Below are 26198 nucleotides of genomic sequence, written 5' to 3' on the forward strand. Positions count from 1 at the left end.
TTCATGGATAGAGTTATTCAACTCAGATTAACTTCATGACTATCTATTCAGACCCGACTACAATTAAATCGGCCATCGTGGTCTTCTTAATATACAGAGCGGTGCTTCCAAGTAGTTTGAGCCCTTCCTGGTCAATTTTTTCAATGCTTATTCCAGGTTGAACAATAACAACATGAAATCTGATTGGGGTAGTTCTTGCTCGCTCTTTGATTTCCGCTAGCTTGCTAATATTTCCTTTTAAGAAACGTGAGTAACCTCGCTCACGCCACCGCTCTTCTCTTTTCTTTATGTGTTGATAGAGATAGTTAAGATTGAGATGCTTCCAGCGAATACTTCGTTGTGCTTGTCCACAGACTTCGTATAGGTCTTTAAGTCGTGCACCAGCTTCGTCAGCACCAGAAAATTTGCAATGTACTAGCGTGAGCGAGAGAGAGTCATCATTGATTTTTAAAGCGACAAGGTCAGCAGATTCTCCGCTACCATCATCGTTGATCACGACATCATATTCACTTTGAATATGATCAAACCATCGCCATTGTATGGACGTTTGAACCTTTGATTTTCTAAATAGTAGTTTGCGTACTGCGTTCTCAGCAATTCGAGATGTCGGTGCGAGTCTCTCTGGTAGCATGATCTGAATTTTCAAAGGTTCAAACAAATCCATGAATTAGTTGCTCCTATAATTGCCCTGAAAAGGCTTTTTGGCTTAATGACTGAAATAGAGCGTCCATTTCAGCGTGTGTGTCAGCCATTCTTTTCTCATGTGCGCTGACAGCAGAAGTTATGGCTGCAAATTTATTCTGTAACTCAATCGGTGGAATACAAATCTTTATGTCTTGTAATTCTTGCGCATTAATATTGGCCATTCCAACGATGGATTTACACATGTTGAGAAGTGTCATTTTTCCATGCGCTGAATTGAGGTAAGCAGCAATATAATAGGGATTCGCAAGCTCATTCGTTCTGAGACGAATTAAATAACCTGCATATGCCATGGGTACTGTGCGTTCATACACAGCAGTTTTTCCCACAAGTTCCTTACTGTTGGTTCTGTTAAAAAGCAAGTCGCCAGGGGAAACCAAATATTTCTCTTTTCCTTTTTCATCGAGATCGATGTACTTTAGTGAAATGAAATCCCATTTCCCTTCATAAGTAATATTCATCATTCTGAGGACTGGAAATTCACCTATGGTTTCATGTGCTTTTTCAGAAGTGCCATAACTGACGCTAGATGCTAGCTCTCGAATGCTACCAATCGGCCATCCTTTAGAATTAGTAACAGGATCGCCGAACATCTCTAAGAACACGGCGCGCAGGAATTCGTCGGCGAGCTTGATGGCTTGCTGGCGCTTGCGGCGCATGCTGTCGGCTTTGTCGAGAATGGCGGCGATGCGTTTTTGTTCGGTTAGTGGAGGAACTGGAATTTCTAATTCTTTAAATCTATGTACGTCAAGATTCGAAATATTTGTCGTCTGCCTTCCACATAGGCGAATCTGCAATTGAATTTTTGGTGCCGTTATCCAATGGTATAGATATCTTGAGTCAATTTTCAGATCTATCCCCCTTACAATGGAAATGAATCCGCCTGCAGTCGATTTGTAGCCGAGATCATTCACATAGCTAGTTTTTCCTACTAATTCAAAACTATTTGCAGAGGACATTAATAGGTCACCGGGACGCAAAATTTGCTCTTCTCTTCGAGCGAATGATTCGTGTACAGCAATCAAATCGTCAGTGTCCAAACCGTTAACTTGAATGTTCTTAGTCCTCATTACTATTACTGAGTTAGCGCTAAATGGTTTGACAGTATCCTCAGGTTTAAATGTTATACCCCTGATGAACTCGATAACTTCACCTAACTTTGCTATTGGAAAGCTCACAGCATCGCCTCCAAATCAGACAAATCCTTTAGAATGTCTTGCTCCATTTTTTTCAATTCACTCAAAAGCACTTTTGGTGAAATATAGATTTCTTCCGCATATACAACCTGTTTGTAGCGATTGATGCTTAGGTCATATTTTTGCGTGGCGATATCTTCTTTATTGACGAAGAAAGCCTTTTGCGTTTTATCTTGCCACTTCTTTGTTGTCTTACCGCTGATGCGAGTGCTGCGGTAGTCTGCATATTGAGTGAGTAAATCGGGCAAGTCGTTATCTTTGATTGGTGTTCGCTTGTCGTCTAGGGTGTAACCGTCGGCTTGTAGATCGTAGAACCAAACTTGATCGGTGGTGCCGCCCTTGGTGAAAATGATGATGGCAGTTGATACGCCCGCGTAGGGTTTAAATACGCCGGATGGTAAGCTGATCACGGCTTCTAATTGGTTGTTCTCAATCAGTTCGCTGCGTAATTGTTGATGTGCATTCGATGAGCCAAACAAGACACCATCTGGCACAATCACGGCGGCACGGCCACCGAGCTTAAGCGCTCGTAGTATATGTGCGACAAAAAGTAACTCGGTCTTTTTGGTTTTGACCATACCGAGTACGTCGGGGTTAGTATTGACCTCATCGAGCGAACCTTTGAAAGGTGGGTTGGCGAGGATGACGTCAAAAAAATCTTGCTCTTGTGCGGGGTAGTTGTCTTTGACCGATTTGTTCAAGCTGTCTTGGTACAAGATGTTCGCGCCGGATACTCCATGCAGTAGCATATTCATGCTGGAGACGCGCAGCATGGTCGTATCAAAATCAAAGCCCCAGAACATATTGCTATTGATGTGCTTACGATGCGGTTCTAGCAAATCACCGGTGTAATGAATATTGCCTTCTTCATCGGTGAAAGTACCTGCCTCCGACGAATTCACACGATTTAGATATTCCATGGTGCGTGCTAAGAAGCCAGCGGTACCGCAAGCAGGATCACAGATGGTTTCGTCGGCTTGTGGTGCGAGTAGCTCGATCATGGCGTCGATAATATGACGCGGGGTGCGGAATTGACCGTTGATGCCAGCAGTGGTGAGCTTGCTTAATAGGTATTCGTAGATGTCACCTTTGACATCACTTTGTGTGAGCGGTAGCTTTTCTATCATCTCGACTGCGGCGACTAAGACGGATTCGTTTTTGATTTCTAAATCTGCGTCTTGCATATACGCGCCGATATGCGCCAGTGCATTAGCTGCACCATCGTGTTGGCTACTGCCCAGGGTCGCAAAAAATGGAAAGACATTTTGTTTGAGATGCTTGAGCATCTCTTTGCCTGCCATGTTTTTAAAATTTTTCCAGCGCAGTAATTGGCCTTCGGGCGTATTCGGGAAGATACGGTCGAAATCCTTATTGCCACGTGCTTTGCGTTCGCTGGCATCATCTTGCATGTCCAACATACGCGCGAACATGAGATAGCTGATTTGTTCAATCACGGTCAAAGGATTGGCGATGCCGCCAGTCCAGAATTTTTCCCAGAGTTTGTCGATGTCGTTACGGATGGTGCCAGTTAGCATTTAGTTTGCCTCTTCTAGTGAATGGTGTGTGTTTGATGATTGCTCAGCATGGTTTGCGTTGATATCTTGTGCGTCAAATGTCAATCCGCTTGGTATGCTGGCTTCAGTATTGGGTAGTTGTTGATTTGCCGGGATGTAATCAATCTCTAATGTCGCTTTATCAGTGAAATAGCTGGGTAACTCTGCCTTGATCGCTGGAGCGAGATTTTTAAAATCACCGACTTGTTTCACCAAATTCCCTTTGCCGCTAATAAGCTGGTTCTCTGCTTTCGTGTATGCGTCGTTGGCTTTTTCTAATCCTTTCTTAATGCCTTCAAAACTATCTAAGAAAGTATTGAGTTTCTTGAACACGTTTTCTGCTTTGCTCGCGAGCAAAGCGGTGTGCTTGTTTTGGTCTTCGTAGCGCCATAATTGACGGACGATATTCAGACTGGTGAGCAGCGTGGTTGGTGTCGCAACCAAAACGTTTCGTTCAATGGCTTTTTGAAACAGGGTTTCATCCGCCTTGAGCGCTTCAACAAATGCGGATTCAATTGGAATAAACATGAACACGATTTCGGGTGAATTCAGCCCAGGTAGTTTGTAGTAATCGCGGTCGGCAAGTTCAGTGATGCGTTGACCTATTGCTTTGACGTGTTCAGCCAGCGCGTGAACACGTTCGGCATCGTCTGTGCTGTTGACAAAGGTAGTATACGCATTGAGCGAAACTTTGGCGTCAATGATAAGGTGTTTATTTTGGGGTAGATACACGACCACATCAGGACGTTGGCGTCCGTCTTCGGTATTGATGGAGACCTCGCGTTTGAAGTCTTTATTCAATACTAAACCAGAGCGATCGAGCACATTTTCTAAGATGAGTTCGCCCCAGTTGCCTTGGAGTTTTTTCTGCCCGCGCAGAGCAGTAGAGAGCTCGTGTGCTTCAGTAGTAATTTTTTGATTGAGTTCTTTTAAAGATTCGAGTTCTTTACGCAGTTCACCTTGCTGTGTGGTTTCGCGATGGTGGATTTCTTGGACTTCTTTTTTGAAGACATCCATTGATTGCTGGAAGGGACTCATGACCGCTGTCAGCGAGAGTTTATTGCTCTCTTGTAGTGAGGCGGCTTTAGTTTCAAGAATATCGTTGGCCAACAGTTTGAATTGTTCGCTCAAGGCTTTCTTCTGCTCGTCGAATTGTGCCAATTGGTGAGCATGCCCCTTGTCGCGTTCTTCCAGTGAGATTTTCAACTCTGCATGTTCTTTGGTGATAGAGGTTAGCGATCGATGTAGTTCATCAATCTTTTGGTTGCGCTCGTCAATTTGCTGCTTTTGTTGGGCGTGGCTTTGGTTACGCTCTTCTAGCGACGCTTTCAGACTGCTGTTGTCATTGCTGATATTGGCGGCATTGTCTTGCAAGGTATTGAAACGTGCTTGAAGTGAATCTAACGCTTGTTTTGTTTCTTGGTACTTCGACGTGATCTCTTGGGCAAGAACTTGTGCCTCTTTGGTTTGCGTTTCAAGTTGCGTTGATTTTTGCGCTTGTTCTTCGTAACGCTGACGTTCACGCACTGATTCTGCTTGCGCAGATTCTAAACGCTGGATTTGTTCTTGATATTTTGAACCAACTTCTTGCGCAATGATTTGTGATTCTTTGGTTTGTGTTTCGAGTTGTGCTGACTTCTGCACTTGTTCTTCATAACGAGCGCGTTCACGAGCTGCTTCGGCTTGAATTTGTTCTAGTCGAAGATTGAGCGCATCGAGCGTTTTTTGATTCTCTTGAACGGTTGTTTCTGCACCGCGTCTAGCCTTGTCGGATTCATGACGCGCCAGCATAGTTTGCTCTAATTCTTGGCGAGCTTCTTCAAATTCTGTTCTTAGAAATTTATTGAGAGTTGTGGCAGATTCATTCTGCGCTGTTAGTGTTGCTTGTTGGATCTCAATTGCACGATACTTGGCATCGACTTTGTTCAATTCTTCTTTTGTCGATGCGGCTTCTTGTTGAAGTTGTGTGACTTGTGTTTGCGTATTTTGTAGATTGAGTTCTGCTTCAACTATTTTTTTTCGTGAATGGAGTACCGAAAATAGATAGCCGATGATGAGGCCCAGAGTGAGCCCGACGGATAGAATAAGGATGGTTTCGATAGTCATAGTTCTTTCTTAATGTGTGTTCGTCGATGATTGATCTGATTTGAGGAAAGGCTCAAGCACGGCGAATAGCGTATCGACATCTGCTGTACCAAATACACCATCAATGCCTTCGTGCGATAGATGCGTGAACGGTGCCTCATAAAGTGTATTAGCAGTTATCGTGCCATGTTGAGCGATAAAGTTTTTCAATAGATTCATGAACTGAACTTGTTTCGCGGTGAGAGTCGGATGTTGATGTAAGAAATCGGTAAAGTGTGCTTCGACGGCTTGCGGATTGAGACCGATCAATTCACGAATGGTGATATGTAATTGGTCTGCCGTGCGACCATAAAATTCATTCAGCACTTGGATGCTTACCCCTGGGTGGGCGGTAAGTATGGTTGATGTAAGGCTGTCTAACTCCACCGTTGCAATAGGAAGGCCTTGATAAATCTTTTGCAGAATTGGGTTGGCATTGAGCATTTCGTCCAAGATGGATTTCAAACGACGACGATAGAGCATCGCTTCGTCTGCGCCAGCAATGACTACTTTGCGTTCGGTGTCGATGACGCCACCATCGGCAGTTGAGGTCGCGGGTGTTTGCCATCCTGGGATAGTCGATTTTTGACGGTACTGCATAATGCCGCGCAGTTCGAGGCGTGCCATCTCTAATCTGGCAATGCTCGCATTTTGCCAAAAATCTGCGCTGCGGACTTCTTGAATGACGTCGTCTTTTTGCCTTACCGCCTGAATATTGACGGCGAGTTTATCCAGCTCGCGTAACAGCTCGTCACGGCCTTCAGTGAAGCAACTGGCTTTTTCAACAAAGCAGGTTTGTATTGATGCAATCAATTTGTCTAACTGGGTTGCGTGTTTGTCTTTAAGTACTCGTGCTGACATCAATGGCGCAACTTTTGTAGCGAGCAGGTGCTGAGTTTTTGCGTCAAGCTGTTGCAGTATTCCCGTTTGTTGCAGTTCATGTACTAGGCGTAGCTCACGCTTTACGGCAATACTTGCATCGGGTAGATCGTTGATATCGGCACGCAGGAGCGCTATTGCTACAGCAAAAGCAGGAGCGTGATTGGCTTTGAGTGCAGCTTGTGCCAGCATTAATCGTGTTTCAAAAGTGGTTTGAAGTAAAGATTTTCCACCTGTGTCCTCCGGTTCTTCATATTCCTCTTCAAAGAATTTGAAGTTGCTGTAATGGTCGAAGATTAGGAATTCGGATTTATCTTTACCAGGCCCGAAGAGGTTTTTACGTAGTCGTGTACCACGGCCTATCATTTGCCTAAATTTTACCCAGGACATGACAGGTTTCGCAAAGACGAGATTGACGACTTCCGGTACGTCGATACCTGTATCAAGCATATCCACTGAGATGGCGATACGGAATTCGTTGTTTGGCTTTTTGAACTCTTTGATCAGACTTTCTACTTTGGGAATGGCATTGTGAATCACTTTGCAGACTTTGGTGCCGTATTGCGGATATAGCTGGCAAAACATTTTCTCTAAATGTTCGGCGTGATCTTGGCGTTGGGCGAAAATAATTGTTTTGCCTATTAAGGAGCCAGTTTCGTCTTTGATGCCGTTATTGATCAGGTTTTCTAAGATCAATTTATCAGTATCTTCACTAAAGATTTTTCTTCCAATGTCTCTACCGGCTATCGTCGTATTCTTGGCTTCTGCTTCGCCTAAATCTTCTTCGAGTTGACGTTGCTGATCTGGATTGAGTTGATTGTAGTGAATGCCATCACGTAAGAAATCTGTCGTGAGATCTTTGACTTTAAACGGTACTAAGTATGGTGGATCGTTATTGATGGCTGCATCTAAGCCAAATTCAAACGTCGGATTGGTTGTCTCGCAGTCAAAAATATCAAAGGTATTGCGACTGATGAATTTGACTGGCGTGGCCGTCAGACCAAGCTGTAAAGCATCAAAATAATCGAATAGATCACGGTATTTATTGTAGATACTACGATGCGATTCATCTGCAATGATAAGGTCAAAAAAACCAACATCTAACTGCGCGAAACGATTCATCATCCCTGGATAGGTCGAAATATAGATGCGGGCAGATTGATCGATTTTTCCTGTCTCACCAATAATGCAGCGCGGTTCACTGGGCATGTTTTGCATAAATGCGTCGTCCGCTTGTACTCGCAACTCTTTGCGATCGCACAAGAATAGTATGCGTTTGGCCCAGTGGGTGCGTAGTAGCAACTCTGCAATGGCAATGGCGACGCGTGTTTTTCCGGTCCCGGTTGCTTGGATGATGAGTGCTTTGCGACGTTGTGACTGGAAGTGCGCAGCGACAGTTTTAATCGCTTCGATTTGATACGAGCGATCTGCAATACTGAGGTCAGGATTATGTTTTTCCAATTCGCGGTCGCGGTATTGACGTTCGAAAATCAGTTGTTCAAGACTGCTCTTACTATAGAAGCCGTATATAGGGCGATAGGTATTGTATTGTTTGTCGTCCCAAATAAATGTTTCATAGCCATTGGTATAGAAAATCACTGGGCGAACATAGCCCATTTTCTCTAGAGCATCGGCATAAAGACGTGCTTGTTCGCGGCCGGCTTGCAGGCTGGTGTTGCCAGATTTTTTTGCTTCGACAACGGCAAGTGGCTGACCGTTGTCGCCCCAGAGTACATAGTCTGCGTAACCTTTGCCACTAGCATTGTCTGCGAACTTAACTTCAAATTCTAGGCTGACGGTTTGTTTGTCATGGACGTCCCATCCAGCTTGTATCAGCATGGCGTCGATGAGCAAGGAACGCGTTTTTGCTTCACTCCATTGCAAGGAATCGGCCACGCTCTGACTGGCATTCTTGCGCTGATGTTGTTGCTCGGTCGTGGGTTCTTGCGCTTGGCTGGCCTTCTTGAGTCTTTCTTTATCTAGTTCTTCAAGAATAGCAGTGAGCTGCTCTTCTTTTAACTTTAGCTCATATTCGTACGTCTTAACGGTATCTTCTAGTTGATTGACTTTAACGCTAGGACTTTGTAACTCTTTAAACGTGGAGATATCGTTTTTAGCCTTGCCGTAATACCGAATACCCATATACATGGCTAGTTGATGGGCGATGCCGAGTGCGACCTGGGTGTTTTTTGCATCGCCTTCACCACCGTGCGCTGTTTCATTGCCTTGAACGCGCAAGAAGTTAATTTGATGTATCAGCGACTTATTGACGCAGCTTTCAAATACTGAGCTTTTGATGAGTTCATAAAAAGTCGCCTGTGGAAGGCGTGGTAATTTTTCTTCTTTATAGATCGCCTTGGTGACTTCCTCCGCAAATCCGCGTAATCGTGTGAGTGCGCTGCCCGGATCAATAAAGGCAACAGCTTCGGCTAACGCAGCCAAATTAGCCAAATTATCGTTTTCTGGTCTGAGAAACTCAAAGTTTGTCGATTTCATATAAAGAATTTTTTCCATGACATCACTTCAGCGAAAAGCGTGCCAGTTCTGATTAGTGATCGTGATTGTCAAATTTGTCGTCTAGCGTGATGCCTAGACGCGCCATACGATTTGTTAGTGTCTGATAGTTAGAGATGCCTAATAGTTCTGCCGCTGATTTCTTTTTTCCCCTGACCTTTTGAAGTGCCTTTTGAATATAGTGTCGTTCGACTTGATCTAGCAAAAGTTGTAAATCAAAACCTTGGTCTAACGTCTGTTCGAGTACGTTTTCTGAGCGTTTTGGCATTGAAAGTAGGTTGCGCTGGATATCTTCCTCAGAGATTTCAGCGTGCCGAGACCATATTGCTGCACGAAGCAAGGTATGGTGAAGTTCGCGCACGTTTCCAGGCCATTCATATTGAAGGAGAATATTTTTAGCTTTTGGAGAAATTATTTTATGTTGCCACTCTGGTTGGTCTTTGCCGTCGGCGTTGATGCGCGCCATACTGTGCTCAATAAGTAAATCGATGTCATTACTTCGGGCGCGTAAAGGTGGTAACTGAATGATGCCAACCGCCAGACGATGAAATAAATCCTCTCGGAAATTGCCTGATGAAACCTCGGTCATTAGGTCTTTATGGGTTGCGGCAATGATTCTGATGTTAATCTTGATCGGATTTGTTTCGCCTACAGGTGTAATTTCACCCTGCTGCAGTACTCGTAATAATTTAACTTGCGCATCAAATGGTAGGTCGCCAATTTCATCTAGGAAGAGGGTGCCGCCGTTCGCTTCTTGAAAAAGCCCTTTGCGGTGATTGTCTGCGCCAGTAAAAGAGCCTTTCTTGTGCCCGAACAGTTCAGAGTTGATCAAATCTTTAGAAATGGCACCGCAATTAATGACGATGAAGGGCTTCTCTTTTCGCCGACTAGTTTTGGCTATGGCCTCAGCAAAGAGCTCTTTGCCAGTGCCGGTCTCGCCGAGAATCAGGACGGGAACGTCATGCGCGGCAATGCGACGTGCTAGGTCAATTTGCTCGGCCATTGCTTGGCTTCGATGGATGATCTTGTCGAACTCTGGCGGTGATTTAGGGAGGTTGAGATTTAGCCTTTCGATGCGGTCGTCGCTGCGCTGAAGATATTCTGGCAGGAAATCATTGGCAAGATCAAAGCTGAAGTCGACCGTTTCAACTTGAAAGCGACCGTCATTGCTGGGTGAATTCGATTTTGTTGACTGAAGAAGCGTTGCAGGGAAACGTGTCTTCGCAAGCATAATCCAAATCGCAGCCATCGCTGGAGTGCCTGGGCTTAAGTGAAAACTTAGCTCAACGTCCGCACGAGGGAGTTTGATTGCTATGAGCGTATCGCAAACGTTTTGATAGATTTCGGCATAGTTAGTTGGGCTACTTAATTCGATGTCCTGCAAATCAATGTCTTTGTAGTTGGCTTTTTTCTCAAGCCAATTGCAAAATACGACACTACGTTCGTGTGGGTAGTTGGTGAGCAAGAAGACTCGGTCGTAGTGCGTATTCCCAAGGAGGGCGTTAGCGATCGGGCCATCACCCTCTGTCAGTGTGCCTTCCGAGGCCCTGTGATCGCTTTCGCCGATCCAAGAGATTAGCCAATTTTGTTTTGTATTCAACTTGTCAACTTTTCTTGCTTAAAAGTATGGCGATCCCAAAACGAGTTAATCATCTCCATAGTTAATTAATATATGGAGATGGCATAAATGATAACATTGTAAGGAAAATTATGTTTGGATAATTTTTTTTGTAAACTGATCCCATATTTTCTATTCGAACATCACTTAGTAGGCAAAATAGGGGAAAATTGAACAGAAATATCAAAGGCATTTGCAGCATCCCAAAGTCCCTGTATCTAGGTTCGCTGCTGCATCGTTAGGGGCATATTCAGGATGGATTCCGACTTTCTGCGGTGATGTATGCAGGTTTGGCAAAGAGGTTATATCGCGTGGTTTGCAAGGTATGTTGGACGGTGTTCGATGGATGTTTAGCGGTGCTGGTTTTGAGTACGACATGGCGCAATAAACTCATCAGGTTGTAGGTAATCATGACTGTATTCATGGCCGTTTCGGTCGCCCAGAGTTCTTGCATCGCGAAGCTGTCCGCGGCGAGGTCATACTTCAATTCCTTGATCCGGTTTTCGCAGTTAGTACTACCCAGGTAAATCCTCCAGATGAGCGTGGCAGGTAAGTCCAAATCGATCACCAGAGTCGAGAAGTGGTATTTGCTGATCACAGGATCATCGGCAAATAAGTTCATGGGTTTGCCTTTTGCAGCAGTTCGTTGTTCAATATGCTGGCGGATGCCCGCTACCGTGTGTGGCTTTGACCAGGTCGTGGCCTGATAGCTGAAACGGCAGAGTTCAATGCCTTCAACACGATGTCCCCTTGTTCATCCAGCAGCGTCCACCATCCCCGCGCATCGACCAGAGCTCTTTGTAATGGATGGGTCTGCAGTAAGGCGATGATGTAATTGAGGTTTTGCCACTCAAGATTCTCCAGAAAGGCCCGATCAGGGAATCCACTGTCGGCCCGTAATAACGCGACTTTTTGCGTACCCAGATGGTGCAGGGTGTTGGCAAGGAATCCTTGCACGTTGTGGCTGGAACTCCTGTTGTCTGGGAGTAGCTAGCAATAGGCAATCATGCTGGTATCGGCGACAAACGCCTCAGCGGATGATGGCTGAGGCGGCCGTGTTTGCCTGGATCGTAGCTAAGCGCGGCGCTTTCCTGCATGCCATAACTGGTCATCACGGTGGAGTCCAGATCCAGTGTGATGCCGTTAGTGTTGATTTGGTTAAATAGCCATTGGTACAGCGCTTCCATTACGGATTCATTGGTCGATTGCGTGAATTTTTTGAACCGCCGCATAACGGCCTTGAAATTCGCCATTCGGGTAAAGCCAAAGACCTGTCTTAAGGCAAGGCCATGTCGCGTGACTTCGCCATGTTCGAAACGATTCGCACCACACCAGGCAGAGAGCATGAATTGGGTCAGGAATTGTTCTGGTCGGTAGCCACGATTGCTGCCCTGTTCCGGCGAACCACAGCTTGCGATGGCTTGATCAAATTTCAGGTGATCAAGCATGCTTTTCGTTATCGCCATTCCACTCCAGGCGGTAATTTCTTTATCCCTAAATTGCAGCTCAAGTCCCACCATCGATCCTCACGGAAATCGTGGTGGCTTAAAGTAACCTGAAATTACCTTATGTTTCAATGAAATCAATAATTTGCTCTATTGTCTAAACCAATGCAAAGCCAGATAGTGGTAATGGGTGATATGAGCCTCGGCGGTACCATTACCCCTGCCCGAAATTTAGCTGAAACACTGCAAGTGGCGTTCGATGCTGGCGCAAAACGAATACTGCTCCCCATGTCCAGCGTGATAGATATCCCCTCGGTACCAGGTGAGCTATTTGCCAAGTTCCAGACCAGTTTCTTTTCTGATCCAGTTGACGCAGTTTTTAAGGCGCTAGGTGTGGATTAATACATCGGACTTTACTTTATTCATTGAAGCTATTTCGAAAGCGGGAGATGGCGCTGTTATATGCATTTCCGCATCTGACATGCTAGCGGTTGTTGTGTGCGATCGATATTCGGCCGAACATGTATTTTTTCCACAACGGTACCCGAAAATATTTTTCTCAATCTTGACTTTTTTTGAAGCGAGGCCGGCATTGCTTCTTTTTCGGTTAGATTTATGTCGTTATTGTTTTCTAATTTTTAAAAAAATACTGCTATTCATTTTTTGAATTTTCAATTTTTTGAAAATTAAATTCAGCAGGTAATTCTTCTAAATTTCATCATATTTGACGGGAAAATCGGCATCTAAAAATTCATATTTATTCAGTATTTTTCCTGAATTTTCGGAAAAATGGTGTTGTCTGTTGGCTCGCGATGATTCAAAGTGACCTCACTTTCAACAGATTGAGACGAGAAATAAATATGAAAAATCGAGTGATTAGGCTGTCGGAATTGGTCGATATTTTGGGGGTCAGTAAAGCGACAATTTGGCGTCGAATAAAATCCGATTCGAATTTCCCGAAATTTATTCGGCTTGGCGGCAGTAAGAGTTCAGCAATTGGATTCATTGAAAGTGAGATTGATGAGTGGATTGATGAGCAAGCGCGTAAGCGCGATGAAATTTCAAAATAGAATATGAGGCTGTGAATGAAATCAAATCATGATTCTGTCAATCAGACCTCAGGACGAAATTTGGCGGAAGAACAAATATCACGAAAAAAATTAAAGAGCGCAGAAATTCCGCCAGAAAAAATTCTTGCTAGAGCAACTACCAATTTAAAAAAGGAAAAGGCGGATACGCATAATTTAGAAGCAATCAATCTAAAAAGAAAGGTAGTTTTTTTGTCCCGGGCAATGTTGTTTTCATCGATTCCGCATTCAGAGGTGTCCGACTCATTTTTTGTACGAGACAATGGTATTTGTCTGATAACTATGCAAGTGAAAAACGGACAAATGTTACCGTTCGGTAGATTGCCACGGTTGATACTATTTTGGATTTGCACTCAAGCTGTTCGATGTAAAAATCGAGAAATAAGTATAGGAAGAACTATTACCGATTTTGCAAAAAAATTAGGTCTCTCTGTGAGTGGTGGGGTACGTGGTGACGTAACACGCTTGCGGTTGCAGCTCCAAAGATTATTTCTGACATCATTTACTATTAGCTCAAAGAAAACTAATGAGGTTGAGTTTAATGACGTGCGTATATTGGACGATGGCCAGTGGCAAAGTCATGGAAATCTAAAATATTTTTCAGAGAAAATTTTACTGTCTGAACCTTTTTATGAGGATTGTATTTCGCACGCAATTCCGCTTGAATTTGAGGTTTTAAGAAATTTAAGATCTGTTTTCGCGCTTGATATTTACTGTTGGCTAACTTGGCGTATGAGCAGCTTGAAGAAAGTTACATATATCCGCTATGAATTTTTGAATTGGCAGTTCGGCGCGAATTACTCATCGGCGGGGTATCGGCACATATTAGACTTTAGAAAGGCATTTAAATCCAACCTGAAAATTGTGATGCTGCATTATCCGATGGCCAAAGTACGTATAGAGAAAAAAGGAATAAGACTTTGGAGGAGTGAAACACATGTCCACTCAATTTTCTCTAAATCGTTAGTAGAGAACAGCAATTGTCACAATCTGGCAGGATCATGAAAAAGCAGGAATTCACAATTCTAAGTCGTTTGAATTTGTTGATTAATTCTTGCAAAGACATAGAGAATCAATCAAAAAAAAACTTTAATTCGAGTTCCAATATTCCAAGTGAAGCGACTTTAATTGAATATCAAAGGTTAGGTCGATTGCTATTGCAGAGAGCCTTTACAAAAAATGACGGAGATTTATCTAAAACGATAAACGATACAAACAGTACGCGTACATTTTACAAGCGCATTGCAGCGATTCGGTATTTTTTAGTTAGCTATTTAAAAATGATTATGTCGGATTTTATCAGTGCAAAAGAAATCTCAGGATCAGAAAAAGAAAAAAGGGTAAACGAAGTCATAAAACATATCGAACAGCTGGAGCATGTAATACCTCAGTTTTCAAAACTGATTGAAGTTGGATTTATAGGGATTAGAAAGCGAAAAGAATCAAAAAGATCGGCGTTGGCAGGGTTACCTTTTGATTGGCGTGAGCGAATTTGTGAGCGTGCAAAATACGGAAAATATATAAATGCTCTTCGATTGAGCGCAATTACCGGGTTGCGACCTACTGAGTTAAAAAATGGTGTTGATCTCTGGCTCGATAATGATCCATCCCTTGAATGCGAATGCTTGTTTATTTCCATTCTTGGCGCAAAAGTTAAAGAAGGGCAAGGGCAGCCGCGCAGACTTCTAATTTTTAAATCTGCAACTGAAAATAAAATTATTCAAGACTTGGTTGATCTTGTTCAGCATCAATTTAATAAATCATTTCGAATTCAAATTGAAAACACTGCAAATTTTACGTGTGAAATTCGACGGCTAGCAAAAGATCTTTGGCCCACCCATAAAAAGGCGATCACAGCATATTGTTTCCGTCATCAGTTTTCTGCAGATATTAAGAAGCATAGGGATGCTGAAACGGTTAGCGCCGCGCTTGGACACATCTCTTCAAGATCGCAAAAAAGCTATGGGCTTGCGAGCCAAAGTCGATCCTCGTTTTTACCAAACAAAATTGAATGTGTACTTAAAATTCATTTGAAAAAAATTACAAAAAACCAATTAAGCTTAAGCGACTAACCGTAACTCGCGAAGTATTACCAGGCGAATCAGCACCCATGTGCTTCAGCATCCATGAGTTCGATACCCGAGGAGTTGAAGGTGTTCTCTTTACTTTATTTACTGTGTGGAGTGGTCTGAGGGGAATGGGTTGTATGTAGCACAATATTCAGGATGAGCATAGCTTTCATTACAAAGTTCAACTTGAAATCAAATGGCATGTCCGTATTGAAATTTAGGCAGCAGTCCCAATATCTATTTCTCGGGTACGGCGCGCGAGAGGATGAGTTCGGCCGATTGCCGACCGTGGAACAAAAGCATGAATCGCCAGCGGGCGGCAAGGGAAGATATGGCTAAACGGACTTGGAATGAAGATGCGGCGAAGTCACGGATCGCGACGCGCCTGAAGGAAGTCAGCAACGTCGTCATCAAGGACTATGTGCGGGATACGGACCTAACCGGCATCGGGACCAGCATCGCGTATCGAGTGGATGGTGTCCACCTATACATTGACATCATCAACATCAATGAGTTGCTGGAAACAACTGCCGCCGATGGGGAGCGTGCGCACAAGCGTGCGTTGAGGTTTCTTAACAACCACTACCGTGCTGTGTGCAACATTCTGTTGGATGTTGATGCCATCCAGGTCGACTTCCATAACCAGCGTCTGCACGCTGTGTTCGCGAAACCGTACAACGACGAAGCCGCACGGGTTCACAAGGCGGTGGCGACCGCCCAGCTCGTTCGCGCTGTCCTGGCCAAAATCGGCGAGAACGAAGACGATCCATTGCCCACCGCCAAGACGCGCGTCGGTATCGACACTGGCAAGGCCCTCGCTGTCAACAACGGCCGTCGCCGGAGCCGTGAGCCGCTATTCCTGGGTAACCCAGCGAACCAGGCTGCGAAGCGGGCTGGCCACGATACAGAGGTCGAAGGCATCTTCATCACCAACAACGCACGCAGTGCGGTCGGCTGGGATAAGGTGCTAAACGACTTCTCGACTGCGCTAACTGACGAACAGATTTCGAAGTCCCAAGAGAAAGCGGATCTCACCATGACGGTGGACAAAGTCGTCAAAGACTGGGAGACGGATCTCAAGAACAATCCCATCGGCAAGTTCGAGTTCACACGTCACACGCCCCCATATCGCGACCTCGACTTGGAAGAACTGACACCGCGCAATTCCCGCCGACAGGAAGCCACGTCGATCTACGCTGACATCGACAATTTTACCTGCTATGTTGCAGACCGCATCGATGATAACGATGGTGCCGTTGACGTAGTTAAGACACTCCACGTCCTGCGTAGCGAGTTGGACGCCGTCTTGTACGAGGATTCCGCTGGCAGGAAGGTACGCTTCATCGGCGACTGCATTCACGGTATTCTGGTCGAAGGGACTGCTGCGAACACGGACGACAAAGAAACCGCAAAGAATGCGATGATCTGTGCTGCCGCTATGCGCAGCAGCTTCGCCGTTGCTTTAAGAGAGCTTAAGGCCGAAGGCATCGATGTCGGTGATCTCGGTCTCGCTATTGGTCTCGAACACGGTTTCGTTGCGGTGACCAGGTTGGGTATGAAGAGCGAGATGATCCGCTGCTGCATCAGCCGGTCAGTGTTGGCGTCCGAAGCCGAGCAACTGAGATGCAATGGCCGACAGACCGCCATCGGCCCGACACTCAACGAACATGCGCCACCGCAATTTCAGGATTTGTTCAGGAATGATCGCAGGCGTTCCGACTTCGACTATGACGCGGCCATGGAAGCGTTGAATACCAAGGATGACAGCAAGAAGGCCTCGGCCTCCGGCTCACTGCTCAAATCCGCTACAGCCGCATCAGCTGGTTTTTCGTTTGGCACAGCGGCTGAACCTTCGCGTAATCTCGCCGGCTTCTCGTGACGGCGTGGTTTGAGCGGCGCCCACTCCGTTTGGACTACGAGCGCAAAGTACTTGAATCCTTACGCCAGGAAGGATGGGTCAGGGCCATCGACTGGATAACCGATGCCGAGACTGGTACCGTACACGTCGATATCGACTTTGAAGCCGGTGGGCAGGTCAGACAAGCTCGTCTCGAGTACCCGTTCATCTACCCATCTGCGCCGCCACGGCTGGTACCCCGGCAATTGGGAAAGCGATGGTCTCTCCACCAGTGGGGCTCGGGCGAGCTATGCTTGCAGATTCGCGCGGACACCTGGTTGAAGTCGTTTGACGGCGCAGACATACTCCGGAGCGCGCGGCACCTTCTCGACACAGAAGGTGCCTATGATGAGTCTGGGCGTCCTGGAGAGGTTCCTTCCGAGCATCGATTTACCGAAGGCCAATTACTTCGCTGGGAGCATGCGCGCCTGGTGCTGAACGATGAGCTGTTGGCCGAAGCACAGCGTCGGGGGCCGGGCGTCTGGGTACTGGATATCCAGGCGAACGTCTTCGACAATTCGTGTGTCTGCATAGGCGTAGGCATTTCCGGTTCATCTGAATATGATCGATGGACAGATCCAGCCATTCCAAGTTCTGTGGGCGTTCCACGTTACGGAATTGGTCGTATTGCAATCGTAGAGCCTGGCGACCCAAGATTTTATGCGTTAACCAGTAAGGACATGTCGTGCGAGGAGCGCTGGGCGGCCTTTTCCTCGATTCCATTCAATGAATACGGCATCATAGTCGGCTTGGTCAATGGACGTGTCATTGCCAAGTTCCTTGATTCTGACAACCATACCCTCGATATCATCAACATTCTCATGGACAAACAGCAGCGGTCGCCGGCGCGCGATGCAATTTTAGCGGAAAAGCGGGTTGCAATACTGGGATGCGGGTCAATGGGCAGCAAGGTTGCGGCGTCCCTCGCCCGTATGGGGGTTGCTGACTTCTTCCTCGTCGATTCCGATGTTCTCAAGGTGAACAATATAGTCCGAAATGAACTGGACTGGGAGGGAGTCGGCGCACACAAAACCGACGCTTTGGCACAGCGGCTGAAGCGCATCAATGCGCAGGCCAAAGTCAAACAGTGGACCAATCAACTGGGTGGACAGACCTCAGTCGACACGTTGATGGTCTGTTTGACTACCCTGAAAGAATGTGACCTTGTCGTCGAAACCACCGGCAGCGGACAAGGGTTTGTCTATGCCAGTTCGGTGTCGGAGAGCGAAGGTATTCCCATGGTATGGGGGCGAGTGTTTGGAGGTGGATTTGGTGGCTACATCGCACGGAGTCGCCCCGGGATCGAAGCTTCAGCACTGGATGTACGTAATGCTATCTACCGGTGGTTTCAGACGCCCGGCTTCCCTGAACCTCCCGCCGATGTAGGGATTGACTACGGCGCAGGTCCTGACGACCAGGCTCCCATGATCGCGAATGATGCGGACGTCTCTGTCATCTCAGCACACCTCACCCAATTTGCAGCCGATGCGTTGCGGGGGGCGGCGGACTCAGAATACCCACATTCAGTGTATGTCATCGGTCTGCGGAAAGAATGGGTGTTCGAGCAACCCTTCGATACTCAGCCAATCGATGTATCGGGTGTCAGGACGAGCGACATTGCTGAAGGATATGAAGAGGACAGACTTGCACAGTTTGGCGAGACCGGGTCATGATTGACGTCGTCCTCAACAGTCACTGCATTCGTGTACTGAGGCGTGAGCTCCTCACCGCTGGATCGAATGAAATTGGTGGTGTCCTAGCTGCAGAACAGGTTGGAGATGGGCGTTTCATAGTTGTTGACTTGTCCGTGCAGCGCAACGGTACGAGCTTGCACTTTGTGCGTGACCCTGTTCAGCATCGAGAGTTCATCAGAAGCTTCCATGAGCGTATGGGAAACCAGCCAGAGCGCTTCAATTATCTGGGCGAATGGCACTCTCATCCGAATTACATGGCGACTCCGAGCGGCGAAGATTTTAGCCAAATGCAGGAGCTTGTCGAAGATGAAGAGCAGAAGTCCACGTTCCTGGCGTTGATGGTCGTTAAGCTAGGTAAGGGCAAAAAACTTCGGGGATCTACATACGGATTTCGGTCGGGGTGCATCCCTGTGCGCGGCCGGTTGCAAGGCATTGAGGTAGGGGCTGTCGAGGAAGAGTGCGGCCCCCTGATATTGCTTTTAGGAGACATTGAGGGAAAATATGACACTGATTGATCGATTCCAAAACAAGGCTGTCCTCATCGAGGCCCTACTGGCACAAGTGATCGTGCAAGGTGACCGTGAGGTGGCTACAGCCCTTGCTGAGTTGGGTCAGGTAGTTGAGTTCGCTGCTGGCGAGGTGCTCATTCATGAGAATGCCGTCGACCGCGACATGTACTTCCTGCTGTTTGGAAAGGTGAGCGTCTCCGTCAAGGGTAAGTATCTTTATCCCAGGGAGAAGAATGTGACCGTGGGTGAGATGTCTGCGGTGAACCCGCTCATCACACGTAGCGCAACCATTACTGCCATGGAGCCGACCATCACGTTGAAGGTTTCTCCAGAAATCCTTGACCAAGTTGCGATGGTGCAGCCCCGTGTGTACCGACTCATCGCTGCGGAACTGGCGTTTCGAGTGCTGCAGCGCAACTCACTTATTCGGCCACCCAATGCACGCCCTCGCGTCTTTTTTATCAGTTCTAAGGAGAGTCTTCCAGTTGCGAAAGCGATCCGGCACGGGCTCAGATACACGGACGCGGATTCCCTAATCTGGTCGGATGAGGACATGTTCCCGCCTGGTTCGTATCCGCTGGAGGTGCTCGAGCGAGAGGTGGATCAGGCAGACTTCGGGGTCGCCATCGCGCATCCGGATGACATCATTCGTTCAAGGCGGAATCAGTCGGCAGCCCCGCGCGATAACGTCATCTTCGAACTCGGCTTTTTTATGTCGAGGCTCGGCCGCCAGCGAACATTCCTACTGGTGCCTCAGATGGAGGCTGACCTGAAGCTACCGTCAGATTTCAAGGGGCTTACACCCATCGTGTATCCACCACTCACGGGCAAGCCGGGAGAGGTCGCCGGTCAGGTGTTGACTTCTCCGATCTACGAACTCGAACAGAAGATTCAGCAGTTGGGTTGTCGTGAACTGTAAGTCTTCAAATTGAGTGTTCCGCGGTGTAAGCTTGTAATGACCAGCAGTTTCTGTACGAGTCTGGCTACTAATTGTTGGTAAACCTGTACCGGCGTCTTCAGGTCCAAGGTTTGATGAAAACGTCGGTGGATATAAAAGTAAATCCAGTCTGCAATCACTCGGCTAACCTTGTCGTCGAACTCCGTCCAAGCCGTCAATGATTCACTGACTGTAGATGATGCAACAGGTTTCCCACTTTCAAATGAGGGCTGGGTATCTGGGTATTTAGTGAAGACTTCCAGCCAACGAGACGACGCTAACTGCTGGTGAAACGTTGATTCGCGATGACTCAATAAGGTTGTGCATCAGGGGAAAAATGGCGAGAGCTGAGCGAAAGCCCGGTTACACAAAATTCCGTCCCCCCCTGATTCCACCATTTCTCCGTAGTTTTCACACCGTCTTTTCACTAAGTCAATAACTTGCAAACCACCATTTCACCATATTTTTGCCACATTCTGGCCATTCTCATTACGTCATTAAATCATAGTAATCACACGTTATTGCCACCATAAAACCATCTTTATTGGACGCAATGAGCAATAAAATACATGTTCCCAAGCTTAAAATTGACATTCTTTGTGCTGTCGATTTTAAGCACAAAGAATGTGGCCTGTGTACGAAATTTTAGTCAAAAATTTCGGCGCGTAGCGAGCAGGCATTGGGAACAAATTAAGTGAGTTGCGTCCATGCTAGATCGATCGGTGGTTAGCAAAATTCAATTTTGAAACCGAAATTATGAATGATTGGTGGCAAGTTTTATCGCGGATTCTTTGGCTGATGCGCCACTTTTTAAAATGATCACAATTTAGCCAGCAATGTTGGCGACATACACTCAATGGCATACAGCGCCGCAATCCGACGCACAGCTTCGCCCGCCGCCGGTGACGGATGTGATTTCGTCAATTCATAGAACTTGCGTCTGGCATGTGCCCAACAGGTTGCTTGCTGCCGCACAGAGCCATACAAGGCATCGTATCCGGCAAATGGATCCGCATGGATGATGCCCTTAAATTCGCTCAGGTGTTGCTGCGGATGTTCTCCGCGCCGGTCCGGCGTGAACGCCATCCATAATGCGGAAGCATGTACTGAACCTGCGGAGCGTTCGTCATGAACATACACCCATAGACGACCTGTCACTGTCTTACCTTTACCCTGCGATTTGAGAACTAAAGTTTGCACAGCGCCAGTTATCTCGTTGTCGATATAAAAACAGATGCAACTCCGAGAGTAAAAAACATCAATCATTGCTAAAATAGCTATTTTTACTATTTTAATTACTATGACAACATCATCTCTATTTAATTGGCTTATCGTCCTTCAAGGTATCTTTGTTTTAATTGTAATTTCACTAATTTACTCCCGTTCATCGTTTCGGTGGAAAGCGAATCCCGAAATTCCCTATTTTTTTGGAGTGACTTTACTCTTCCTTGCTTTTATCGCGGACGTTTATCTTATGTATATGAGCGATCAAATGAAATTGCCACTAGGAGAAACATCAAAGAAATTTTCACATGAGCTTATTCAATTCTTTTTTGATAATCAAAAATCTTATGAATTTCAATCAAAATTTATTGAAATAGTGTTCATACCTATTGCGATTTCTCTGATCTTACTTGGAATTGCTGGTAAAGCGGATTCTGATATGGAGCAAGAAAAACTAGGAACGAAAGAATTTGCTGATCGGTATAACAAAAGAGTTGAACAATATAAAATGCATTCTCAAAATTTGGCCGAACGTGTTCGAAACGGTGAGCGAGGCCAAGTTATGATTGATGATTTCGACAAATTGCAATATGAGAGTATTGATATAATGGAAATGCGGTTTGATCTAAGAAAATCGTTGGATCAAATAAACTCCAAATCTTTTACGAAAGAAATTTCCGACTTTACGGGAATTTAGCACCAGAATTCGTTAACCAGTGGGTCAACAGATGACAGATCTGTAAGGAGTTGCCGATCCATTGGTTAAAGTGTATATCTACATTCCATATTCATTTTCGACATGATTCAAGTTAGACGATCACTGTCTCAAAGGAATTGCGCGTTAAACGCGCTCTTGAAGCTCTGCAATTAGTTTAATGACCTTGCTCTTATCTCGAAAACCTAGCCGATGAAAATCAACCAGCAACTGGGCGAGCATATCGTTATCGGCGTAAAAATAAGCCATGGGCACATTCAGCGTCTTCGCAATATTCGTCATGATCTGGAGATATCCGGTACGTACATGCCACGTTCGTACTGGTTCATTCTGGCCGGTGCCGAATTCTCATCAATGCTGGCGGCAATGCCTAACGCCATTGGTGCAATGATCGCTATTTAAGAAAAATTACTCAATTAACAATCAACACACATAAGCAATTCTCAGCTCCATAACTTATTTGGTTTGAGTTCGATACGCTTCAACTCGACCAGCTATAGACCAGTCTATGCTCGACACTGAGACAAGCTTTCGGACATTCGATCTCAATTCAGAGCATATTCCTTTCCCTTAAGTTATTGAATTTTTAATAATTTTATCAGAAAAGCGAAAATGTAAAGAACTATGGGTAGTAGGTTTAATAAATTACGCTGTGTGACATCATGGCCACAATTTTGAATTACCTTCAGCAGCACGGCCCATCTCGTTCCTCTGATATTGTGACTTGGCTTACGCATGACCAAAAAATTTCCGCAGAAGCTGCGAGGAAGCGCATTTCTCAACTGCAGGAACCGCTGTTTAAGTTTCCGGTTCATCTACTCCCCAAAGGTGAAAGTTTTATATATCACGTAGACCATCGCAAGACAGAGCGATTCTGGGTTCAATTTTTGGATGCGATGCGTACAAGCCGATCTGCCTTTGGATCCACGATTGATGCCATTCTGCACGTGGTGGCTTAGTTATCATTAAAGAACAGGATATTCATTTCAAAGACAGGGTGGTCTTTTACAAATTACAGCACCTGCCAATGACTGCTTATACCTCAGTCTTAATTGTGCAACAGCTCTAATATATCAACGCCAAGTGCGATAGCCAATTTTTCTAGGCCATCAATCGAAATATTTGTAACGCACCGCTCAAGTTGCGAAACATAGGTTCGATGAAATTCGGCACGTTCAGCCATATATTCCTGACTCCAGCCACGTTCTTTACGCAAGCGCTTCAAATTTGAAGCAATACGTTGTCTCGCATTTTCATGAGGTATTTTTCTCTCTTTCATAGGAAAGAGAGATTGAACCTCTACTGTCTTTCTATCTACAGCTCATAACTCTACTGTTTTTAAATCTCATTTTCTAGTACTATGTTTCCGAGCTATTTTGCCAATATTTAATTAGCGGCGTTTAAGCTCTTTGCTTGAAGCGCTATTTCATCAATCAAGACTAAATTCTCGAGTTCAGGAAAAAGCTATGCATGGGATTGTAAAAACCGTTGGCACCTCAGTATTCGGCGCGTTTGCTATTCCTGTGGCTGGAATAGCCGGTCTGGGTGCAATCGGATCATTGCTTGCATGGATATTTTCAGCGCAGAACAGGACTGGTGGCATGTTTCTGTTTTTTGTCGTTGCAAGCACGACATGTTTACTGGCAATACGCTTTCTCGCCGCGCTACATAAAAAAGCACAAAATTTAGTCGATGATATAAATCGGCAATCGAATTTAAGCTTCAATCCAAGCAATCTCTTGGGCTATCCGGCTACGGTCTTTCTTGTATTTGATAAGTCAAATCGGAAATTGGCAGTTTGCAATAGCAGTACAGGGGATTTTCAGATACACGACTTAGCCTACCTGCTAGCCTGGCGTTACGAATGGAAGAATAAGCAGAGCATGGAGTTGTCCGGTATCGGCCGACAAATAGACGGTACAAACATGCATGCACCTTCCTTCGAGCGCGTGGAGCGGCGCGAAAGCTTCGCACTAGTGCTTGAATTGGCAAATGAAAACAATCCAGTCCTGAAATTTCCCATGAGTGAGCGTGCAGCGAAAGAATGGTGTGCAAAGCTGAATGCAATCGTCAACGGGTGACTAAGAATAGAATTTTTTCGACAATGCTAACAATCTATCTCGCTGATCATTTGGATTTGGCATACCAAATGCCCATGGAATACACCAAAGAAAACAAGAAATGAAATCGACGCTAAAACTCACCTTGATCGTAGCAACTCTTTCTCTCACAGCATGCGGTGGCGGATCGACTTCGGCACCAAGCAATCCACCTGTAAGTCAAACGTGCGCTAACGGCGCTGCCGATTGGCCGACTTGCACTCCAGCAGTGACGCCAGCAAATTTGCAAAAAGAAGCGCCTGCACCAACGTATGCTTCTGGCTCTGTGCAATTACAAGTGTATAGCGAGCTGGCGGCAGTTCGCCAGGCACTTAAGCTTGGCCCCTTATATCAAAACGTCAAACTGGATTTGTCTACATCGAACCATGCTGGTTTTATCGACGTAAATATCGACACCAATCCTACTGCATTCAGCCACAGTGAAGATGCCGCGTTACCTGGATTTACAGGAGTGACTCCGGCAGATCGCGGTGTATTTGCAGGGTATGGAAATGCGGTTGCTGAAGACGTTGTGAGCAATAACTACAGCGGTGCAATTCAGTCTCCTGTCCAAGCTTTGTTGGGTAGCGTGTATCACCGTGCATCGATCTTGGGACAATGCTTCAAAGATGTTGGCATCGGGTACAGAAATCACGTAACACCAATTGGCGTGATTATTAATCCAGTCGTCATTAACCTGGGCTATCAGACAGGCTGTCAAACCAATGCATCGGATTTTACTTACAGCTATCCAATGGCAAATCAGACCAATGTGCCGCTGTCGATGGTTCCAGAAGCTCCGCTGCCATTCACTGATATGCCTAAAGATCAGTTCGGTAATTTTGATTGGAAAAATGGTACGTCTTACCCGATCACGATTGGCGTGGCCGCTGGCTCGGTATTGATAATGGACAGTATGACTGTAACGGAGCAAGGTTCGACTGCCGCTTTGGATATGCGGGTGTTAACTGCTGCGAATGACGCGAATAAATTCTTGGCTTCTTATCAAATCACGTTTGTAGGCAAGTCCCCATTTAAACCATCGACAACATACAACGTGCTTTTCAAAGGTGCTTCGAATGGCAGGGCATTTACCAAGTCATTCACGATATCGACAGCAGCAAGTAATAACTGATTTGAATGGAAATTTAATTTTATTTCTTTATGCGGAAAAGTTGCTTGTCAGAGTATCGTATCAGTAACTGCCGATTGAGATAAGGCGATTTATATGCGAAAAATTATAGCCCTGGATGCCGACGGTGTTCTATTGGATTATCACGCTGCTTATCGTCATGCCTGGGAAAAAGCATTCGGTGTGCTACCAGAATTGCGTGATTCTGAGGCGTATTGGCCCATAGACCGATGGGATGTTCAGAAGCTGTCTGGCGCAGAGTTAGCGAGTTTTCGAGCCTGTTTTGATGAGGAGTATTGGGCAAATATTCCTCCCATTTCTGGGGCTGTTGCCGCCTGCCAGGATTTGTCTGACGCAGGTTATGAATTGGTCTGTGTATCCGCAATTGAATCTCAATTCGAAACGACTCGACTAAAGAACTTGCAGAACTGCGGTTTTCCCATTACGCGGGTCGTTGCAACGGCAAATTCTTCGGACGATGGCATCAGTCCGAAAGCTCAAGCACTTCAGGTGCTTAATCCACTGGCCTTTGTCGACGATTTTGCGCCGTATCTCCTTGGTATTCCAGGGCACATTCATAAAGCTTTAATTTTGCGCGAGCCGAACGGAAGCCCAAATGTTGGTGAAAATCTTGCTTTAGCTGACTCTCGCCATGCAGACCTTATGGCATTTTCCTACTGGTGGATTGTACAAGCGAATAATTAACTTAATAGCATGGGAGCGGATGGATTTTCTTGCGTTGAATCTTTTAAGCGTTAGTCTTTACTGAAAATTCCGGACACACTCCTCCTGGGCTACTCAGT

The 26198-nt window shown here is 45.8% G+C and carries 24 protein-coding genes; 13 read left to right on the top strand and 11 right to left on the bottom strand.

Annotation, left to right across the window (positions count from 1 at the left end):
* Nucleotides 1–43: 43 nt before the first annotated feature.
* The 9 genes from H8K27_RS05140 to H8K27_RS05180 form a co-directional block, all read right to left on the bottom strand.
* Complete coding sequence (locus H8K27_RS05140; RefSeq protein WP_186862145.1) at nt 44–664, bottom strand: hypothetical protein; 621 nt, start codon at nt 662–664, stop codon at nt 44–46.
* Nucleotides 665–677: 13 nt separating this feature from the next.
* Nucleotides 678–1880: a restriction endonuclease subunit S gene (locus tag H8K27_RS16660; protein ID WP_186862146.1), complete on the bottom strand. Its 1203-nt coding sequence runs from the start codon at nt 1878–1880 to the stop codon at nt 678–680.
* Nucleotides 1877–3433, bottom strand: a complete 1557-nt coding sequence (locus H8K27_RS05150) for a type I restriction-modification system subunit M (protein WP_186862147.1) — start codon at nt 3431–3433, stop codon at nt 1877–1879. The genes H8K27_RS16660 and H8K27_RS05150 overlap by 4 nt, the downstream gene beginning before the upstream one ends.
* Entirely contained in the window at nt 3434–5557 is a 2124-nt protein-coding gene (locus H8K27_RS05155) for a DNA recombination protein RmuC (RefSeq protein WP_222610599.1), read from the bottom strand. It lies immediately after the preceding gene.
* Nucleotides 5558–5566: 9 nt separating this feature from the next.
* The gene (locus tag H8K27_RS05160) at nt 5567–8968 is read right to left on the bottom strand and encodes a type I restriction endonuclease subunit R (RefSeq protein WP_222610600.1); all 3402 of its coding nucleotides are present in this window, start codon (nt 8966–8968) and stop codon (nt 5567–5569) included.
* A 34-nt stretch (nt 8969–9002) separates the two neighbouring features.
* Nucleotides 9003–10568 carry a sigma-54 interaction domain-containing protein gene (locus H8K27_RS05165; protein WP_186862148.1) on the bottom strand — a complete coding sequence of 522 codons (1566 nt, stop codon included), beginning with the start codon at nt 10566–10568 and terminating at the stop codon, nt 9003–9005.
* A gap of 268 nt (nt 10569–10836) precedes the next feature.
* On the bottom strand, nt 10837–11316 hold the full coding sequence (locus H8K27_RS05170) for a transposase (protein WP_186862672.1): 480 nt from the start codon (nt 11314–11316) through the stop codon (nt 10837–10839).
* Nucleotides 11259–11543 (bottom strand): hypothetical protein, encoded by a 285-nt coding sequence (locus tag H8K27_RS05175; protein WP_186862149.1) that lies wholly within the window; start codon nt 11541–11543, stop codon nt 11259–11261. Before H8K27_RS05175 ends, H8K27_RS05170 begins: the two co-directional genes overlap by 58 nt.
* A 47-nt stretch (nt 11544–11590) precedes the next feature.
* Nucleotides 11591–12106 (bottom strand): transposase, encoded by a 516-nt coding sequence (locus tag H8K27_RS05180; protein ID WP_186862150.1) that lies wholly within the window; start codon nt 12104–12106, stop codon nt 11591–11593.
* A 78-nt stretch (nt 12107–12184) separates the two neighbouring features.
* Between H8K27_RS05180 and H8K27_RS05185 the strand changes: the two genes are divergently transcribed.
* From H8K27_RS05185 to H8K27_RS05220, 8 genes are all read left to right on the top strand, one after another.
* Nucleotides 12185–12433: a S16 family serine protease gene (locus H8K27_RS05185; RefSeq protein WP_268977130.1), complete on the top strand. Its 249-nt coding sequence runs from the start codon at nt 12185–12187 to the stop codon at nt 12431–12433.
* Nucleotides 12434–12891: 458 nt separating this feature from the next.
* The gene (locus tag H8K27_RS05190) at nt 12892–13101 is read left to right on the top strand and encodes a helix-turn-helix transcriptional regulator (protein WP_222610602.1); all 210 of its coding nucleotides are present in this window, start codon (nt 12892–12894) and stop codon (nt 13099–13101) included.
* A gap of 15 nt (nt 13102–13116) precedes the next feature.
* On the top strand, nt 13117–14124 hold the full coding sequence (locus H8K27_RS05195; RefSeq protein WP_186862151.1) for a replication protein RepA: 1008 nt from the start codon (nt 13117–13119) through the stop codon (nt 14122–14124).
* Entirely contained in the window at nt 14121–15191 is a 1071-nt protein-coding gene (locus H8K27_RS05200; RefSeq protein ID WP_186862152.1) for an integrase, read from the top strand. Before H8K27_RS05195 ends, H8K27_RS05200 begins: the two co-directional genes overlap by 4 nt.
* Before the next feature lie 298 nt (nt 15192–15489).
* Complete coding sequence (locus tag H8K27_RS05205; protein WP_230418952.1) at nt 15490–17067, top strand: adenylate/guanylate cyclase domain-containing protein; 1578 nt, start codon at nt 15490–15492, stop codon at nt 17065–17067.
* A 296-nt stretch (nt 17068–17363) separates the two neighbouring features.
* Nucleotides 17364–18758: a ThiF family adenylyltransferase gene (locus H8K27_RS05210; protein WP_186862153.1), complete on the top strand. Its 1395-nt coding sequence runs from the start codon at nt 17364–17366 to the stop codon at nt 18756–18758.
* On the top strand, nt 18755–19294 hold the full coding sequence (locus tag H8K27_RS05215) for a Mov34/MPN/PAD-1 family protein (protein WP_186862154.1): 540 nt from the start codon (nt 18755–18757) through the stop codon (nt 19292–19294). The genes H8K27_RS05210 and H8K27_RS05215 overlap by 4 nt, the downstream gene beginning before the upstream one ends.
* The gene (locus H8K27_RS05220; protein WP_186862155.1) at nt 19281–20207 is read left to right on the top strand and encodes a TIR domain-containing protein; all 927 of its coding nucleotides are present in this window, start codon (nt 19281–19283) and stop codon (nt 20205–20207) included. Before H8K27_RS05215 ends, H8K27_RS05220 begins: the two co-directional genes overlap by 14 nt.
* An 837-nt stretch (nt 20208–21044) precedes the next feature.
* On the opposite strand, the gene H8K27_RS05225 is transcribed toward H8K27_RS05220, so the two are convergent.
* Nucleotides 21045–21425, bottom strand: coding sequence for an IS66 family transposase (locus H8K27_RS05225; RefSeq protein ID WP_186862156.1), 381 nt, complete (start codon nt 21423–21425; stop codon nt 21045–21047).
* Nucleotides 21426–21717: 292 nt separating this feature from the next.
* On the opposite strand from H8K27_RS05225, the gene H8K27_RS05230 reads away from it, so the two are divergent.
* Both H8K27_RS05230 and H8K27_RS05235 read left to right on the top strand, forming a co-directional pair.
* Nucleotides 21718–22146, top strand: coding sequence for a hypothetical protein (locus H8K27_RS05230; RefSeq protein WP_186862157.1), 429 nt, complete (start codon nt 21718–21720; stop codon nt 22144–22146).
* A gap of 210 nt (nt 22147–22356) precedes the next feature.
* Complete coding sequence (locus tag H8K27_RS05235; protein ID WP_186862158.1) at nt 22357–22566, top strand: hypothetical protein; 210 nt, start codon at nt 22357–22359, stop codon at nt 22564–22566.
* Between the two features lie 646 nt (nt 22567–23212).
* Here the strand turns inward: H8K27_RS05235 and H8K27_RS05240 are convergent.
* Nucleotides 23213–23443 (bottom strand): helix-turn-helix domain-containing protein, encoded by a 231-nt coding sequence (locus H8K27_RS05240; protein WP_186862159.1) that lies wholly within the window; start codon nt 23441–23443, stop codon nt 23213–23215.
* Between the two features lie 187 nt (nt 23444–23630).
* On the opposite strand from H8K27_RS05240, the gene H8K27_RS05245 reads away from it, so the two are divergent.
* The 3 genes from H8K27_RS05245 (at nt 23631) to H8K27_RS05255 (ending at nt 26100) form a co-directional block, all read left to right on the top strand.
* Entirely contained in the window at nt 23631–24245 is a 615-nt protein-coding gene (locus H8K27_RS05245; protein ID WP_186862160.1) for a hypothetical protein, read from the top strand.
* Between the two features lie 100 nt (nt 24246–24345).
* Complete coding sequence (locus H8K27_RS05250) at nt 24346–25398, top strand: CAP domain-containing protein (RefSeq protein WP_186862161.1); 1053 nt, start codon at nt 24346–24348, stop codon at nt 25396–25398.
* Between the two features lie 93 nt (nt 25399–25491).
* On the top strand, nt 25492–26100 hold the full coding sequence (locus H8K27_RS05255) for an HAD family hydrolase (protein ID WP_186862162.1): 609 nt from the start codon (nt 25492–25494) through the stop codon (nt 26098–26100).
* Nucleotides 26101–26198: the final 98 nt, after the last annotated feature.

This window comes from Cognatundibacterium griseum (assembly GCF_014284195.1).
Classification (GTDB): Bacteria; Pseudomonadota; Gammaproteobacteria; order Burkholderiales; family Burkholderiaceae_D; genus Undibacterium; species Undibacterium griseum.